The following is a 15070-nucleotide window of genomic DNA, read 5'->3' as shown; positions in this document are numbered from 1 at the left end:
ATAAGAATTTGACATACCTTTTATATTACATGATTTTATAAGTGAAAATGAAAGAAAAAGGATTTTGAATTTTCTCAATAAAATATATAGATACGTATGTTACAATATATTCAAAGCGATATATTAAAAGTAAAATGGTTGAAAAGGCACTCAGTAGAGTGCTTTTTCTTTTTGTATGCAATTGTGCATATTATATTTTTTTTCAAATGAAGAGGATTACAATATAAGTTGTAGACAGACTTTATAAAGCAGAATTTCATACAAACATTTCCCTCTACTTTTTGTATCTAACAATCGTATAACAATAAATAATTCTGTTTTATAGTGTCTGTTTTTGAAAGGTGTCTTTTTTGAAGGCACCTTTTTTTATTAGTATAGATAGTTTACACTGTTAGCATAGTGTAAACTATCTATACTAAACATTAGCAATCTTCCGTATAAATATTATCAATTTACTATATATTCCAGTGGTGTTAACCTACATATGAAAGGCTTTCTTTTTCAAAATATTACCCCTAATAAAATTTTGAAGAAGTCAACTGTCTCCAAACTTGTCTTTATGCTTAAAGAAAAAGCACTCAAATTGAGTGCTTTTTCTTATTGAAACATGCTATTTTTCTAGGCGATTTTCATAAAATAAAAGTAAAGAAATGAAAGTGGGTGACAAAATGCCGGCAGTTGTGGAAGGTGTTATTATTGAAAACTGCAATGGAACAATTAATGTAGGTGACAAATATAACGTACAGCCGATTGAAAAGACGAAGGCTTATAATGGATCGGGATCATCAAATACAGGAATGAAAGTACAAACGTTTAGCGGGATTAGTACAGCTGATGTATGGGATAATGATGCGAATGATCAGGGGATACAGTTTACTTTATAGTACAGTATGTAAAATTGCATAAAATGATGAAGTTGCCCTATGATACAATCTAGCTGTGAGCTGTTAATGATTCTTCTGTAGTATAGTTGTTAGATTAGAAATATAACATCTTATCGAAAATCATACGTATAAAAAAGACACTTCAAATGAAGTGTCTTTTTTTACCTTAGTGATACCCTTTAGCAGAGTCTTTATGAATTTTATTTTTAAATATACTGTAGCTCCAAAGCTGATATCCAATAACGATTGGTACCATGACCATTGCAACGAAGAACATAATTTTTAAGTTTAATTGACTACCGGCTGCGTTGTATAACGTTGTACTGTATGCATCGTTAATACGAGATGGTAACATTCTTGGGAACATACCTGCAAAGCCAGTTGTCATAAACATTGCGATTGTTAGGCAAACGAATGTGAAGGCAAGGCCAATTTTATGTTTGTACACCATAATTAGTGCGAGTACACTCATTAGCATTGCAAGTACTGGAAGAATGAATAGTACCGGATATTCCGTAAAGTTTTGGAATAAGTTTGTTCGATTAGCAGTCGCTACATAGAAGATAGCTAAAATAATAGCAGCTGCCATTGAAAATGGCCTTGCGATTTTATAAGCACGATCAGATACTTCACCAGTCGTTTTAATCATGACCCAAAGGGCACCGGATACGACAAATATAGCAGTGAAGAACAACCCTCCTAAAATACCGTAATGGTTTAGTAAGCTAAGTAAATTTCCTTCATAGCCATTTTTTCCGATTTGTAGTCCGTAATACAAGTTAGCAAATGTAACACCGAATAAAAAGGCGATTAAGAAACTGCCAATTGCAAATGCCCATTTACAAGTTTTTTGCCAAATTGGTGAATCATCTTTATGCATGAATTCCAGTCCAGCGGCACGAGCAAATAGTGCAAGTAATACTAAGAATAACGGTGTATATAAATAACTAAACATATTAGCATATGTGACTGGGAAGGCAGCAAATGTTGCGCCACCAGCTGTAATTAACCATACTTCATTACCGCCCCAGAACGGGCCAATTGCTTCTTGTAATTGATTTCGTTCTTGTCGATCTTTCGTAACGAAAGGAAAAATCATTCCGTTACCAAGTGCATACCCGTCAAGAATGAAGTAAACTGTCCAAATCACGCCCCATAAACCGAACCAGATGATTGCAAGCATATCATGAGACATGAGCCACACCTCCCTCAGTAGCAGGTTCTTCTAATGCGGCAGGTCCTTTTTTCGCGAACTTCAGCATTAAGTATACATCTGCGATTAAAAGTAAAGTGTAGAATAAAATTAAACTAATTAATGAGAACCAAATTTGCGGGACAGATATAGGCGATACAGATTCTGCTGTACGCATTAGTTTATATACTGTCCATGGTTGGCGACCTACTTCAGCGACAATCCATCCTGCGTTAATCGCAATATAAGGAAGTAAGACAGACCATATTGTAATTTTTAAATAACGTTTTGAGTTTTCTAGTTTTCCTTTTCGGTTTAAATAGAAGCCATACCAAGTTAATGCCATAAAGAACATACCGAGTGCAACCATTAAGCGGAAGCTATAATACACGAGGTTAACATTTGGACGTTCATCTTTCGGAATATCTTTTAAACCAACAATTTCGCCATCAAATGAATTTGTGTAGAAGAAGCTTCCGAGTTTTGGAATCGTAAGGAATTCAAAGTTCTTCTCATTTTTTACATCAGGAATTTGAACAATTGAGAAGCCTTGTCCTTTTCCAGTTTCCCAAACTGCTTCCATCGCAGCTCCTTTTGCGGGTTGATATTTAGCTGCTGATACACCAGATTGATGTCCCATAAACGGTGTAATTGTTGCGGCGAATAAGCCTAACATTAAGCCGAACTTAAATGATTTTTTGAAGAATTCAACTTCATTTTTACGTAATAAGTGATAGGCACTAATTGCCATAACGAAGAAAGCACCAACAATATAACAACCAACTACAGTATGGAAGAACATATTCCAAGCGTATGGATTCGTAACGAGTGCCCAGAAATCATTTAATTCAGCGCGGCCGTTACGTACTACGTAGCCAACAGGGTTTTGCATAAAGCCGTTTGCTGTAATAATCCAAAGGGCGGAAATATTTGTTCCAAGTGCAACCATCCACATGCAGAAGGCACGGAACTTTGGTGAAATTTTGTCTTTACCGAATAACCATATTCCCATGAAAGTAGATTCTAAGAAGAAGGCAACAAGTGCTTCGATTGCGAGAGGTGATCCGAAAATGTCTCCCATATATTTGGAGTACTCAGACCAGTTTGTTCCAAATTGGAATTCCATTGTAATCCCGGTTATAATCCCCATTACGAAGTTAATTGTAAATAATTTACCCCAGAAATTTGCCATTTTGCGGTATGTTGGATTCAATGTGCGGGCGTATTGAGTTTCCATACATGCCACCAAAATAACAAGTCCGATTGTCAAAGGTACAAATAAAAAGTGATAAAAAATAGTAATTGCAAATTGAAAACGACTCAGTAACAGAACGTCGGACATAATAAATATTCACTCCTTTTTTACATTATCTACAATCAGTTTATAGTGAAAATACGTTTAAAGTATGTGAAACTTGTTACAAAGCTGTGTGTATATTTTGAAAGAATTATGTCGATTATCTGAAAATATCTTATTTTTACTATAAAGCGATATCCTTTTTGAGTTTTTCATATTTTGGTACACTATTTATGTAGTGTAAATGAGAGAAAAGAGGGTTCCTTACTATGAAGTCATTAGAAGAGATTTTGCAGTACAATGAGAAATTTGTTGAAGAGAAAAAATACGAAGAGTATGAAACAGGAAAATTCCCGAATAAAAAAATGGTAATTATCTCTTGTATGGATACTCGTCTTGTTGAATTATTACCAAAAGCAATGAATATGCGTAACGGTGATGTGAAAATTATTAAGGTAGCAGGAGCTGTTATCTCACATCCATTCGGAAGTATTATGCGTAGTATTTTAGTTGCTGTATATGAACTTGGTGCTGATGAAGTTTGTGTAGTTGGTCACCACGATTGCGGTATGGCAAAAATTCAGGCAAGCAGTACAATTGAGAAGATGAAAGAGCGCGGTATAACAAATGAGAAATTAGATACACTCCGTTATTCTGGAATCGATTTAGAAAGATTCCTACAAGGGTTCTCTAGTGTAGAAGAAAGTGTAGAACATAGCGTATCGATACTTCGCAACCATCCGTTACTTCCAGAAGAAGTACCTGTTCACGGTCTTGTTATCGATCCTGAAACAGGAAAATTAGATTTAGTTGTGAATGGTTACGACAATTAAGAATTTACTTGGTCATCCTTTTTATCTGGGACAGGATCAAATCCTCCCGGGTGGAAAGGGTGACATTTTAATATACGCTTACAAGTAAGCCAAAAACCTTTGAGTGCACCATGTTTTTGAAACGCCTCTAATCCGTAATGAGAACAAGTCGGATAAAAACGGCATGTTGGTGGTGTCATCGGAGAAATGAATTTTTGATAAAAGCGTATAATCCCAATAAAAATCTGTTTCATAACGGTCTCCTTTTCAGCATATTCTTAAAGTATTATAGCACGACTGTACATAATACTTTACTAATGTGCATTTCCGTTATATCATATTGGATATAACGGAATTAAATTAAAAGCGGGAGAGATGTTGTATGCCATCAGTAGAAAGCTTTGAATTAGATCATACGATTGTAAAGGCACCTTATGTAAGACATTGCGGAGTTCACAATGTAGGTAGTGACGGTATTGTAAATAAATTTGATATTCGTTTCTGCCAACCGAATAAACAAGCAATGAAACCAGATGTTATTCATACGTTAGAGCATTTATTAGCATTTAATTTACGTAAATATATTGATCGTTATCCGCATTTTGATATTATCGATATTTCACCGATGGGCTGCCAAACAGGATATTATCTTGTAGTAAGCGGAACACCGACAGTACGAGAAATCATTGATTTATTAGAACTAACATTAAAAGATGCGGTTCAAATTACAGAAATTCCAGCTGCAAATGAAACACAATGTGGTCAAGCGAAGCTTCACGACTTAGAAGGAGCGCAACGCTTAATGAACTTCTGGTTAAGCCAAGATAAAGATGAACTTGAGAAAGTGTTTGGATAAAAAGGAAAACTGCCTGTGAAAGGGCAGTTTTTTTATTGTACTAAGAGCGAACATACTCTTCTTTTTTATGAAAATATATTACATACTCCAACATATAAAACAAAGGCAGAACCGAGAAAATAAACAAATGCTTTTGCTTTTTCCCGTTTCTTCATTTCATCAATTCCAAAAAGGATAAACATAATACTTAAAAGGATAAACACGTAAGGTAAAAGAATAGTGAAGTTTGCAAAGAAGCTAAATAGGGCGAGAGAAAGAGCGATAGTGGCGATTATAATTTGAATGTTTTTTAACATGGAATCCCCCTTAAGTAGAAAGAAATAGTTACTGAGAGAAAATAATTATAAATGCTAAATTGATCGGAATTTTATTCTACATGTAGCGAAAGAGTTTGATATTAAAAAGAAGAATATGAGACTAGAAACGAAAAAATACGGGATACTCATTAATTCCTAGAAGAATAAAGGAACAACTGAGAATAAATTGTACGTATGGGAGAAGTGAAAAATTATCGGTAAAATGGACATAAGTGCTTAGAGTGAGTAAGAGAAGCATGAAAAATGCTAAAAAAATCCGTAATATAGTTAGAGTTAGCATCGTATAGCCCCCTTTAGACCATTTACTAGAATATTTCTGTGAAACCAATAAATAAAGCAGCGGCTCCTGCTAGTAGAGCGAGCACACTACCTCCTGTTTGCTGTTTTAATATTTCCTCTAAACTTATGGTGAGGGCCATACCTCCTAAAAAGATGAACATATAAGGGATTATTTCTCTATTACCAGTAAAAAATCCATAGATTGCTATAGATAAGGCAATAAGTGATAAAGTAATCCGTCCCCATTTTAGCATAAAAGACCTCCTCTATTTTATGTAGGTAATAATGAGAACAATCCAAATGAAAGCACCGGCAATAATACAAATAAGTCCAGTTGCTGATTCCCTTTTCTTTATTTGTTCAAATGCGATGAGAAACATTAAAGCCCCTAATAGAAATTGTGAAAGAGGTAAAGAATTATTTTGACCTGTATATAATCCAATTGCCGACATAACGATCACAGTGAGTGCTACTATGATGCGAAGTATACGAAGCATATTAGGAATTCTCCTTATTCTTTTTTGTATAAGGATTGTCTTCTAGTTTATCGACGGAATGTTTATAAGCATAGCCTTTATTAATTGTCATGACGGAGAGTACGAGGATGATTAGGACGATGATAATACCGATAATTAATATTTTGAACATAAAATCCCTCCTTTTCTTTATTTTACATAATTTTGTAATTGATGAAAACAATAGAAAATAAAAGGATGAAAGAAGGGTGTTACATGGAGACGAAAAAAACATATTATATATCAATAGGAAACGGTCAAATTTCACAAGTGAAGACGGCGGATACGTATAATTTTGAGATTTCCGCAAATGATGAGGAAATTACGGAATTAAGAGAGCACTTTGATCAAGCGTATGTAGAAGATTTAGGGTCATTTGTACGCTCCCACGTTCCATTTGTTGAGTATCATCACGATTCAAATAATGACCGATATGATGAACAACTACAAAAAGCATATAAAATGATTTACGATTTAGGAAATCATGAGACGAAAGAATTAGTTGCGCAAATGGGAATAATCAATGGATTGTAATTGGATAATATTATGCAGAAAAGCGAGAATATGCTACAATTTGTGGTAGGAAAAACTTGTAACCATCAATAGGGGAGTAATGGCATGTACAAATTTAAAGATTATTACCACAACACTGTACAATTATCGTTTGAACGTTATCCATTTTCTCCTGAGCCAAAGCATGTTTGGGTTGTATGCCGGTACGGGGATCAATGGTTATTAACGCATCATTTACGTCGCGGTCTTGAATTTCCAGGTGGTAAAGTAGAACTAGGGGAAACACCGGAAGAAGCGGCAGTTCGAGAGGTTCATGAAGAAACCGGCGGCATAGTTTCTGATTTAACTTACTTAGGACAATACAAAGTATCTGGAAAAGACAAAATAATCATTAAAAACATTTATTTTGCAACAATTAGTGCGGTAGAAGAACATACGCATTACGAAGAAACGAAAGGGTCTGTTTTATTAAAAGACATTCCTGACAACATTAAAACGAATAGAAAATTTAGCTTTATAATGCGCGATGACGTATTAGCGCGTACGATGAAACATATAGAAGAAATCGGCTGTTTTACGAAGTAAAGTAGCCGGTTTCTTTTTTTGTATGTAAGAATAAATGTAAACATATCTTTACATTATTTTGGGGATATTATACAATTTTGTAAAGGTATATTTACATTTTAGGAGGGGGAAGATGGATAAAAGAAAAGAAACGACTGTTACTGTTTCGATGGTTAAATTAAACTTTTCTTTATTTTTTATAATAATTTCCTTGTCGTTTGGAATTGGTTATTTGCATATATTTCTTTCAGGTGGGGTTCAAGTCGAAGTTACATTATTAACGATGTTTCTTTTTATTATCGCAATGATGGTTCTCGTTTGTATTCATGAAGCGATACATTTAATTGGCTTTCGCTATATCGGAGGTGTTCCGTGGAGTGAACTAAAATGGGGCGTTAATTGGAAATTAGGTGTTGCATATGCTCATTCTAAACAGGCGGTTACAGTAAAGCAAATGAAGAAAGTGTTAATGCTTCCGTTTTTACCAACTGGAATTTTGCCAATTGTATTGGGATTAGCTATGAATCTGGAGCCACTCTCATTTTTAGGAATTCTACTAACAGCAGGGTGTATCGGCGACATTGCCTTATATCAAAAAGTTTCAAAGTTTCCAGATGATGCGCTAGTAAAAGATCATCCGAGTAAACCGCAGTTTACAGTATATGAATAATAAGAGGAGGCATTTTTGAACAACTTGGTATTATCCCCTATAGGTAGACAGTAAAAAAAGAGTCCATCTGATATGATGGACTCAATACTGTTTTATCTGGAGGGGATTTTTTTATGGCAAGAAAAGGACAATCATTTCAAAAATATACAGAAGAACTAAAGCAAGAAGCAGTTCGTCTTCGATTAGAAGAGAGAAAATCATTGCGAGAAATTCGTGAACAACTCGGTGTGAAGAGTGATGCTCAGATTATTGAGTGGGTAAAACGTGCGCAACAGGGGGAGTCCTTTGAGGATCAACGTGGTGTCTGGAATCGAAAGAATTTTAATAGTCTAGAAGAAGAAAATGCTTATTTGAAGGCGCAGGTTGAGTATTTAAAAAAGCGCAATCCAAATCTACACGGGAAGGAATGGTCCTAAAGAAAGAACGATTTTCTCTTATCGATTCATTACGCCAAGCCTATCCACTTCGATGGCTGTTTCAAATCGCGGAAGTTTCTAAGGCTGGCTACTATAAATGGCGGAAATATCATAACGTAGAGCGTTTACGTCAGAAAAGGGATATGTGGCATAAAGAACATATTTTATCTATTCATCGTCAGCACCCTTACTATGGGTATAAACGCATGACTCGTGCTTTAGCTCGAGAAGGAATGGTAATGAATCATAAACGTGTTCGCCGTCTCATGAGAGAATTAGGCATCCAATCTATCATCCGGAAAAAACGTCCATTTTACGGAAGGAAAACATCGGTGATATTTAAAAATCATTTGAACCGAGAGTTTCAAGCGGACAAACAAAATCAAAAATATGTAACGGATATTACTTATGTACGAATTGGAGACCAGTTTGCTTATTTGTCAGCCATGTTAGACCTATATAACAATGAAATTGTCGCTTGGAAGCTATCTCGAAGAAATGATTTAGATTTGGTTTTAACTACATTACAACAATTAGAGGGGAAATCCTTATCCATTAAGCCCCTTTTACATTCAGATCAAGGGTTTCAATATACATCAAAATCTTACGCAAAGCAGTTAGAAAGATTAGGATTTGTCGGTAGTCATTCTAGACGTGGAAACTGTTTTGATAATGCGTGTATCGAATCATTCTTCTCACATTTAAAAACAGAGAAGTTGTATTTAGTGCGCCCAAAAACATATGAAATGGCTTATCAAGCAATTCAAGAATATATTCAATTCTATAATACAGAAAGGTTCCAAGAAAAACTTCACGGCCTTTCCCCGATAGAATATCGGGAAAAGGCCGTGGCATAATACTCTTTTTATTACTGTCTACTTGACAGGGAGATGACCAACTGCCTCCTCTTATTATTTTTTGTCGGTAAATCAATATATTGTGAAAATTGTTGATATAATTTAATTACTATTATTGTATTTTTATCTCCACCTCCACCTCTAAAAACGAAAGCACCTCCAACAAATCATCTACGATACGTGAATGCTTAAAATCACCCCAAAACGAATCTTTTTTCCAAACACCAAGAATCCCTACTTGTTCAGAACCAAGCACATCGTTTTCTGGATGATCTCCAATATAAAGACATTCTTCTGCCTTCACATCTAGTCTTTGCAAAGCACGTTCGAAAATTTCAGGATGAGGTTTTTTAATTCCTTCAGCTTCTGAAACGAGAATGGTGTTTGTATACGTATGTATATGTAGTGCTCGAAGGTTGCTCATCTGAAATTCAGTAAAACCATTTGTAATAATACCAATTTTAATGTTTCGCTGTTTTAACTGTTGAAGTAGTTCATGCGTGTTTTTGAAAGGAATACAATGATGTTGGAAGTTTGTAATATAGTCGTGTAGTAGTTGCTCTTGCGTTAAAGTAGTAATGTTGTATTCGGAAAGGAGAGTAGCATATACTTTATCCTTCCACGTATAGCCATTATTATCGAGTTCAAGAAATCGAGAACAATACTTTGATTTCTCTATACTCTTCAAATGTGAGGCGAAGCGATTATATTGCTCACAAATAAATTGTTCTAAAGATTGGCGCCGATCTAATAGTGTTCCATCTAAGTCGAATAAGATTGCACGAATCATGGGAAGCCTCCTTGCAGTTTTTATAATTAATTATCGCATATTCGTAAAAAAATGATTATGATATTTTGTAGAATGGAATAATGGGGGATTGTATGAAGAAATTGTATGGCAAGTTAGTGTGTTGTATTATAGCAAGCAGTTTAGTTGCAGGATGCGATAGTGCTATCGAGGTTACGAAAGAAAAAGAAATTTGTAAAACAGAAGAAGAGTGCACGCAAATAGGAGATAAAACATTACAAAAAGTATATAAAAAGATAGAGGAACTTTCAGAACTTGAAAAAGTAGAGGATTATGACATAGAAGAGTATGAAAGTATGAATATGAAAGAGGCGGAACAGAAAAAAGAAGAGGATGACAATTACTTCTTTTTAGCTTCTTATTATATCGATGATGATGAAATTGTAGATCCTTATTTTGAGAGATTGGATCGTAAGAGATTGAATAAAGTTTTTGCAGATGACGAAGTAGCAAAAGATGATTTGTTAAGTCAGCGACAAGATAGAGAGTATCATGAAACTTTATGGGACATGTATCGCACTCTCGTCCCAGTGAAATATCGTGAGAATATAACAGGATTTGGTCTAATAACGGATGGTTATGATGGCGTTGTTGCCCATGTCATGCCAAGTATAGATGACCCGAGAGATTGGGTGCTTAGTTTAGACGTGCTTGATTCTGGGGTGAATATAGATGAAGTGATGAAAACATTAATTCATGAAACGGCTCACCTATTAACGATTGGACATAAACAAGTACCAGTGGATAGAAAGTATTTAGAGGCGTTTGATGAAGAGAAAGACATTTCATCATATCGAAATAAATGTAAAACGGTGTTCGTGAAAAATGGATGTGTGAGAAAAAGTTCGTATATTAACCAATTTTATAATGAATTTTGGAAACCAATTGAGCAAGAGTGGACAGAAAAGAAAGTAGAAGAAAGTGAAGAGGCACAAATTGAATTTTATAAAGAAAAGCATGATGATTTTGTATCGCTATATGGAACAACAAATGTAACGGAAGATATCGCAGATACATTTACAGCGTTCATTTTACAAGATTCAAAAAAAGTGAAAGAAGGAACAGAGTTAAAATATAAGAAAATTGCTTTCTTCTATCAGTTCCCTGAGCTTGTAAAAATGAGAGCGGAAGTGCTGTCAGGATTATATGATGTTTCGAAAACGATAGAACAACAAAGTGGAGACTAATGTGAGTTATGCTTTCGATATAGTTTCGTTAAAGAAAAGCGTGAAGAATTTTTAATTCTTTGCGTTTTTTCTTATGTTGATAAAATTGAAAATTCTGTATTTTTATCAAAAAGAAGAAGGAACTGGAGGCACAAAAGAGAATTAGTATAAAAATGTCACAATTTAGACACAATTATAATGCGCGTGTTGTAGGGACTATAAGTTTACTCTCGAGGAGGTAATGAAACGTATGAAAACGATTCTTGCTGTTGCTGGTCTCATTTGGGTAATGTCTCACGGTTTTCCGATTTTTGAAGGGGAGCAAATTCGTAGTGCTTTGAATGAAAAGTTTAATGATTATCATGTGATAGATCGAAAAGATAATGTCGTTACAGTACGTGTGAAAGACTGTTTCCATACAGTTACGGTTGCGGATGGAAACATTACAAATGAAACGAAAATGTGTGATAAAAGGTAAAAGAAAGAAGCTGACTATAGCGCACTGTTTTGAGTCAGCTTCTTTTTCTTTTTCCAATTAGAATTTTTTCAAATGCCTCAACAAATACATACATAAGAGTTGCAAGAACACATGTGAGTAGTACGCTAAGTAAGACGAGTGTGAAGTTAAAGACTTGGAATCCGTAGCTAATTAAGTAGCCAAGTCCTTGTTTGGAAACGAGAAGTTCTCCGAAAATAACACCAACCCAGGATAAACCAACATTTACTTTTAACGTTGAGATAATTGCTGGAAAGGATGCAGGGAGAACGACTTGCTTATAACATTGCCATTTATTTGCGCCAAATGTGTCCATCACTTTTATATAGTTAGAATCGACTTCTTGAAATGCACTGTAAATAACGAGAATGGTAATGATGATGGAAATGATTACTCCCATTGCGATAGAAGATGAAATGTTTGGACCGAAAATAACGATGATGATTGGACCGAGTGCAACTTTTGGCATTGCATTTAGGACGACGAGGTAAGGATCAAGTACGCGGGCTAGAAGTGGCATCCACCAAAGAAACGTGGCAATAATAGTACCGAGTACCGTTCCGAGAATGAAGCCTACTCCTGTTTCCAGCAATGTCGTCCATATGTGGACCCAAAGTGAACCGTCGATCCATTTCGTTAAGAAGAGATCCCAAATACTCGAAGGAGAGCTAAAGAGTAAAGGATCAATCCATTCTTTTTTGCTAGCTATTTCCCATAGTGCAAAGAAAAGAATAAGTAGTAAAAGCTGTAATGAGCGAGCAATCCAAGCACGCCTGCGTTCTTTCTTTCGAAATTGTTCATGTAGTTGTTTTATATTATCCAAGTCGTTCCAGCTCCTTCCATATATCTTGAAAGAGGGCTGGGAAATCGTAGTGATGGCGTGCTTCTAACGGTGATAAAGAACGGATACTTTCCGGGACGATAAAGGTTTTCGCGATTTTTCCAGGATTCGCTTGAAGTAAATAAATACGATCACTCATCGCAATCGCCTCTTCAATATCGTGAGTAACAAGTAGTGATGTTTTCTTATATTTATTTAGTAAGTTGAAAACGAGTTCTTCTAGTTTTAATTTCGTTTGATAATCGAGTGCGGAGAATGGTTCATCTAGTAATAAAATTTTCGGATCAGTTGCTAACGTTCGAACGAGAGCGGCACGTTGACGCATACCACCGGATAGTTCACGAGGATATTGTCTTTCTACCCCATGTAGACCGACTTGCTTTAAAAGGTTTAAAGTATGTTCTTTCATTTGTTCATCATAAATCCTTCGAATATGAAGTCCAAGCATAATATTTTCTTCAATCGTTTTCCACGGGAATAAGTAATCTTGCTGCAACATATATCCCATAGATGATGTTTTCGTTGTAATTGGTTCACCATCTAAAAAGACAATACCATCAATTGGATCAAGTAACCCAGCAATGATTGAGAGGAGCGTTGTTTTACCGCAACCACTTGGGCCGAGTATAGAAATAAATTCGCCTTCTTCCACTTGTAAGCTCATATCTTCAAGAATAAGTTTGGCATTCTCTTTTGCAAAAAAGCAGTGAGAAACGTTACGTATTTGTAAAAAACTCATACACTTCGCCTCTATTTCTTAATAACGCTTTCGGCAATTTTTGTATTGACGAGCGCTTCATGTGGGACTTCTTTTTGTAATTCACCAGCGTCTTTCATAATCGTTTGGAGCTGTTTCCATTCTTCCGCATCTAGTAGTGGATTTGTCGCATAAGAATGTTGCTTTTTATACCGTTCAATTACTTTTACTGTAATGTCTTTTGAAGTGTCTTTAAATAGCGGGGAAACAGCATCAGCAATCTCTTCTGGACTATGTGTATCAACCCATTGCTGTGCTTTATAGAGCGCACGTGTGAACTTTTCAGCAGCAGCTTTATCTTTCTTTAAGAAACTTTCTTTTGCCATGAATGTTGTATAAGGAACAGTACCAGATTCATTTCCGAATGAAGCGACGATATAACCTTTACCTTCTTTTTCGAATATGCTTGCAGTCGGTTCAAAGAGCTGGACAAACTCTCCTGTACCAGATGCAAAGGCATTTGCAATATTAGCAAATTCGATATTTTGAATTAAGTTCATATCTTTACGAGGATCAATGCCATTTTTCTTTAAAACGTATTCCCCAACCATTTGCGGCATGCCGCCTTTACGCTGTCCTAAAAATGTAACACCTTTTACGTCATTCCAATTAAAAGAGTCTAGTTTTTTACGTGAAACTAAAAATGTCCCATCTGTTTGTGTAAGCTGTGCAAAGTTAATGACAGGGTCTTTCGCTCCTTGTTGATGAACGTAAATAGACGTTTCAGAACCGACGAGAGCAATATCAATTCCGCCAGATAATAGGGCGGTCATCGTTTTATCGCCACCAGCTGTTGTTTGTAGGTCAATATTTAGTCCTTCATCTTTAAAAAATCCTTTTTCAATCCCAACATATAATGGGGTATAGAAGAGAGAATGGGTAACTTCGCCGACGCGAATGTTTTGAGTTTGTTCTTTCGTACCTTCTTTTTTACTACTACAAGCAGCAAAAGTAAAAACAGCTAGTAACATGATGCAAAAAATCGCGATTAATTTTTTCACTATATAACACCTCCTAGAAGTCACTCTACAAGCATGATATGTAGGTAATCGCCCATATGTGAGTGTAGATAGCAGGAATTTTTTTGGTGGTAAAGAAGTACAAATATAAGGGGTGATAAAATGGAGTACGAATACGATGATAGCGTACATTTACATCTTGATTATTTCGGGACAGAATGTGATATGGAATCGATTGCTTATAAGAGAAAGAATGAAGACGTATGGGATGTGTATTTTAATTTTGGAGTATACGGTATTCAGAAAGACGATGTAGAGTTAGGGAGATTTATGGACGAATATGCTGGTCATTACGTTTTTTCTGTACATGCTCGCGATCTTAGCTGGGAATTTGGAAGTGCCCAGTTTGAAGAGTGGGTTTTGAAAAATCGGATAGTAGAAAAAACGCTACAAAAATAGGAGGAATTTTGTGATTGGATTTCTCATCTTATTATTTATTTTTGTGGCCGGATTTTTTATCATGCAAATGCTTATTTACCGATTTGCAAAGAAAAACATCCATAAATATACAAAAATAAAATGGTTTCATATGTGGCTACATATGAATATGAAAAAAGGCCCGAGATTAGATTTTTTTGATTTTGTAGTTACAGTACTCGTATGTATCGTATGGAAAATATGGCTGCTTCCTTTTATATAATACACATGCTAATCATCTTCTCTTTCATCATAAAATAACGAAAAGAACCTGTCTTGTGGCGGGTTCTTTTCGTTATAGTAATAGTTGTTAAAAACGTACAACGCTTGTTTATTAATTCTTTCGTATTTTCATGTGGAATCTTTAATAGCATTAAGGATTTCTAAAAAATAG

At 35.3% G+C, this 15070-nt stretch carries 22 protein-coding genes; 11 read left to right on the top strand and 11 right to left on the bottom strand.

The features are described 5' to 3' along the window. Positions 1–650 precede the first annotated feature (650 nt). Positions 651–884 carry a spore germination protein gene (locus tag ACUL40_RS16275; protein ID WP_002001299.1) on the top strand — a complete coding sequence of 78 codons (234 nt, stop codon included), beginning with the start codon at positions 651–653 and terminating at the stop codon, positions 882–884. A 166-nt stretch (positions 885–1050) separates the two neighbouring features. On the opposite strand, the gene cydB is transcribed toward ACUL40_RS16275, so the two are convergent. Both cydB and cydA read right to left on the bottom strand, forming a co-directional pair. Then, the gene (gene cydB / locus ACUL40_RS16270) at positions 1051–2079 is read right to left on the bottom strand and encodes a cytochrome d ubiquinol oxidase subunit II (RefSeq protein ID WP_000017662.1); all 1029 of its coding nucleotides are present in this window, start codon (positions 2077–2079) and stop codon (positions 1051–1053) included. Next, on the bottom strand, positions 2069–3418 hold the full coding sequence (gene cydA / locus ACUL40_RS16265; protein ID WP_001286188.1) for a cytochrome ubiquinol oxidase subunit I: 1350 nt from the start codon (positions 3416–3418) through the stop codon (positions 2069–2071). The genes cydB and cydA overlap by 11 nt, the downstream gene beginning before the upstream one ends. 224 nt (positions 3419–3642) lie before the next feature. Here cydA and ACUL40_RS16260 point away from each other — a divergent pair, with 224 nt between their 5' ends. Further along, positions 3643–4206 (top strand): beta-class carbonic anhydrase, encoded by a 564-nt coding sequence (locus tag ACUL40_RS16260; RefSeq protein WP_000838169.1) that lies wholly within the window; start codon positions 3643–3645, stop codon positions 4204–4206. On the opposite strand, the gene yidD is transcribed toward ACUL40_RS16260, so the two are convergent. Then, positions 4203–4439, bottom strand: coding sequence for a membrane protein insertion efficiency factor YidD (gene yidD, locus ACUL40_RS16255; RefSeq protein ID WP_445423062.1), 237 nt, complete (start codon positions 4437–4439; stop codon positions 4203–4205). The two genes, ACUL40_RS16260 and yidD, sit on opposite strands and share 4 nt — an antisense overlap. Before the next feature lie 128 nt (positions 4440–4567). Here yidD and luxS point away from each other — a divergent pair, with 128 nt between their 5' ends. After that, positions 4568–5041, top strand: coding sequence for an S-ribosylhomocysteine lyase LuxS (gene luxS, locus ACUL40_RS16250; RefSeq protein ID WP_001141371.1), 474 nt, complete (start codon positions 4568–4570; stop codon positions 5039–5041). Positions 5042–5106: 65 nt separating this feature from the next. Here luxS and ACUL40_RS16245 read toward each other — a convergent pair whose 3' ends face one another. From ACUL40_RS16245 to ytzI, 4 genes are all read right to left on the bottom strand, one after another. Next, complete coding sequence (locus tag ACUL40_RS16245; protein ID WP_000916667.1) at positions 5107–5337, bottom strand: YczI family protein; 231 nt, start codon at positions 5335–5337, stop codon at positions 5107–5109. Between the two features lie 326 nt (positions 5338–5663). After that, positions 5664–5891 (bottom strand): DUF3953 domain-containing protein, encoded by a 228-nt coding sequence (locus ACUL40_RS16240; RefSeq protein WP_000922253.1) that lies wholly within the window; start codon positions 5889–5891, stop codon positions 5664–5666. Between the two features lie 12 nt (positions 5892–5903). Beyond that, a complete protein-coding gene (locus ACUL40_RS16235; RefSeq protein WP_000944458.1) occupies positions 5904–6134 on the bottom strand; it encodes a DUF3953 domain-containing protein in 231 nt (76 codons plus the stop codon). A gap of 1 nt (position 6135) precedes the next feature. After that, on the bottom strand, positions 6136–6285 hold the full coding sequence (gene ytzI, locus ACUL40_RS16230; protein ID WP_000472794.1) for a YtzI protein: 150 nt from the start codon (positions 6283–6285) through the stop codon (positions 6136–6138). 83 nt (positions 6286–6368) lie between these two features. On the opposite strand from ytzI, the gene ACUL40_RS16225 reads away from it, so the two are divergent. The 4 genes from ACUL40_RS16225 to ACUL40_RS16210 all read left to right on the top strand — a co-directional run bounded on the left by ACUL40_RS16225 (position 6369) and on the right by ACUL40_RS16210 (position 9172). Further along, the gene (locus tag ACUL40_RS16225; protein WP_000448409.1) at positions 6369–6686 is read left to right on the top strand and encodes a hypothetical protein; all 318 of its coding nucleotides are present in this window, start codon (positions 6369–6371) and stop codon (positions 6684–6686) included. Positions 6687–6770: 84 nt separating this feature from the next. Next, positions 6771–7250 carry an antimutator 8-oxo-(dGTP/GTP)ase gene (gene mutTA, locus ACUL40_RS16220; RefSeq protein ID WP_000276385.1) on the top strand — a complete coding sequence of 160 codons (480 nt, stop codon included), beginning with the start codon at positions 6771–6773 and terminating at the stop codon, positions 7248–7250. 112 nt (positions 7251–7362) lie between these two features. Continuing rightward, entirely contained in the window at positions 7363–7899 is a 537-nt protein-coding gene (locus ACUL40_RS16215) for a DUF3267 domain-containing protein (protein WP_445423061.1), read from the top strand. Between the two features lie 113 nt (positions 7900–8012). After that, positions 8013–9172 (top strand): IS3 family transposase gene (locus ACUL40_RS16210; RefSeq protein WP_445423132.1). Its coding sequence is split into 2 segments (ribosomal slippage): positions 8013–8271 and positions 8271–9172, totalling 1161 coding nucleotides; the frame shifts between segments, so codons are not numbered across the junction. 112 nt (positions 9173–9284) lie between these two features. Here the strand turns inward: ACUL40_RS16210 and ACUL40_RS16205 are convergent. Continuing rightward, on the bottom strand, positions 9285–9962 hold the full coding sequence (locus ACUL40_RS16205; protein ID WP_445423054.1) for an HAD family hydrolase: 678 nt from the start codon (positions 9960–9962) through the stop codon (positions 9285–9287). Between the two features lie 92 nt (positions 9963–10054). Here ACUL40_RS16205 and ACUL40_RS16200 point away from each other — a divergent pair, with 92 nt between their 5' ends. Continuing rightward, positions 10055–11167, top strand: coding sequence for a hypothetical protein (locus ACUL40_RS16200; RefSeq protein ID WP_063220437.1), 1113 nt, complete (start codon positions 10055–10057; stop codon positions 11165–11167). A 229-nt stretch (positions 11168–11396) separates the two neighbouring features. Next, positions 11397–11624 (top strand): hypothetical protein, encoded by a 228-nt coding sequence (locus tag ACUL40_RS16195; protein ID WP_000849112.1) that lies wholly within the window; start codon positions 11397–11399, stop codon positions 11622–11624. Between the two features lie 34 nt (positions 11625–11658). On the opposite strand, the gene ACUL40_RS16190 is transcribed toward ACUL40_RS16195, so the two are convergent. From ACUL40_RS16190 to ACUL40_RS16180, 3 genes are read right to left on the bottom strand one after another with little or no spacing between them, the layout of a single operon-like run. Then, positions 11659–12465, bottom strand: coding sequence for an ABC transporter permease (locus ACUL40_RS16190; RefSeq protein ID WP_079004445.1), 807 nt, complete (start codon positions 12463–12465; stop codon positions 11659–11661). Beyond that, complete coding sequence (locus ACUL40_RS16185) at positions 12458–13222, bottom strand: ABC transporter ATP-binding protein (protein ID WP_000009036.1); 765 nt, start codon at positions 13220–13222, stop codon at positions 12458–12460. Before ACUL40_RS16185 ends, ACUL40_RS16190 begins: the two co-directional genes overlap by 8 nt. Before the next feature lie 11 nt (positions 13223–13233). Continuing rightward, entirely contained in the window at positions 13234–14241 is a 1008-nt protein-coding gene (locus ACUL40_RS16180) for an ABC transporter substrate-binding protein (protein WP_139372035.1), read from the bottom strand. Between the two features lie 120 nt (positions 14242–14361). Here ACUL40_RS16180 and ACUL40_RS16175 point away from each other — a divergent pair, with 120 nt between their 5' ends. Together ACUL40_RS16175 and ACUL40_RS16170 are read left to right on the top strand one after the other, a co-directional pair. After that, the gene (locus tag ACUL40_RS16175; RefSeq protein WP_000455579.1) at positions 14362–14658 is read left to right on the top strand and encodes a DUF3986 family protein; all 297 of its coding nucleotides are present in this window, start codon (positions 14362–14364) and stop codon (positions 14656–14658) included. Between the two features lie 10 nt (positions 14659–14668). Further along, positions 14669–14899 (top strand): hypothetical protein, encoded by a 231-nt coding sequence (locus tag ACUL40_RS16170; RefSeq protein WP_000578982.1) that lies wholly within the window; start codon positions 14669–14671, stop codon positions 14897–14899. Positions 14900–15070 lie beyond the last annotated feature (171 nt).

Source organism: Bacillus sp. KNSH39, from assembly GCF_052656585.1.
Note: the sequence above shows the minus strand (reverse complement) of the source record. Positions and strands in the feature narration are given on the sequence as shown.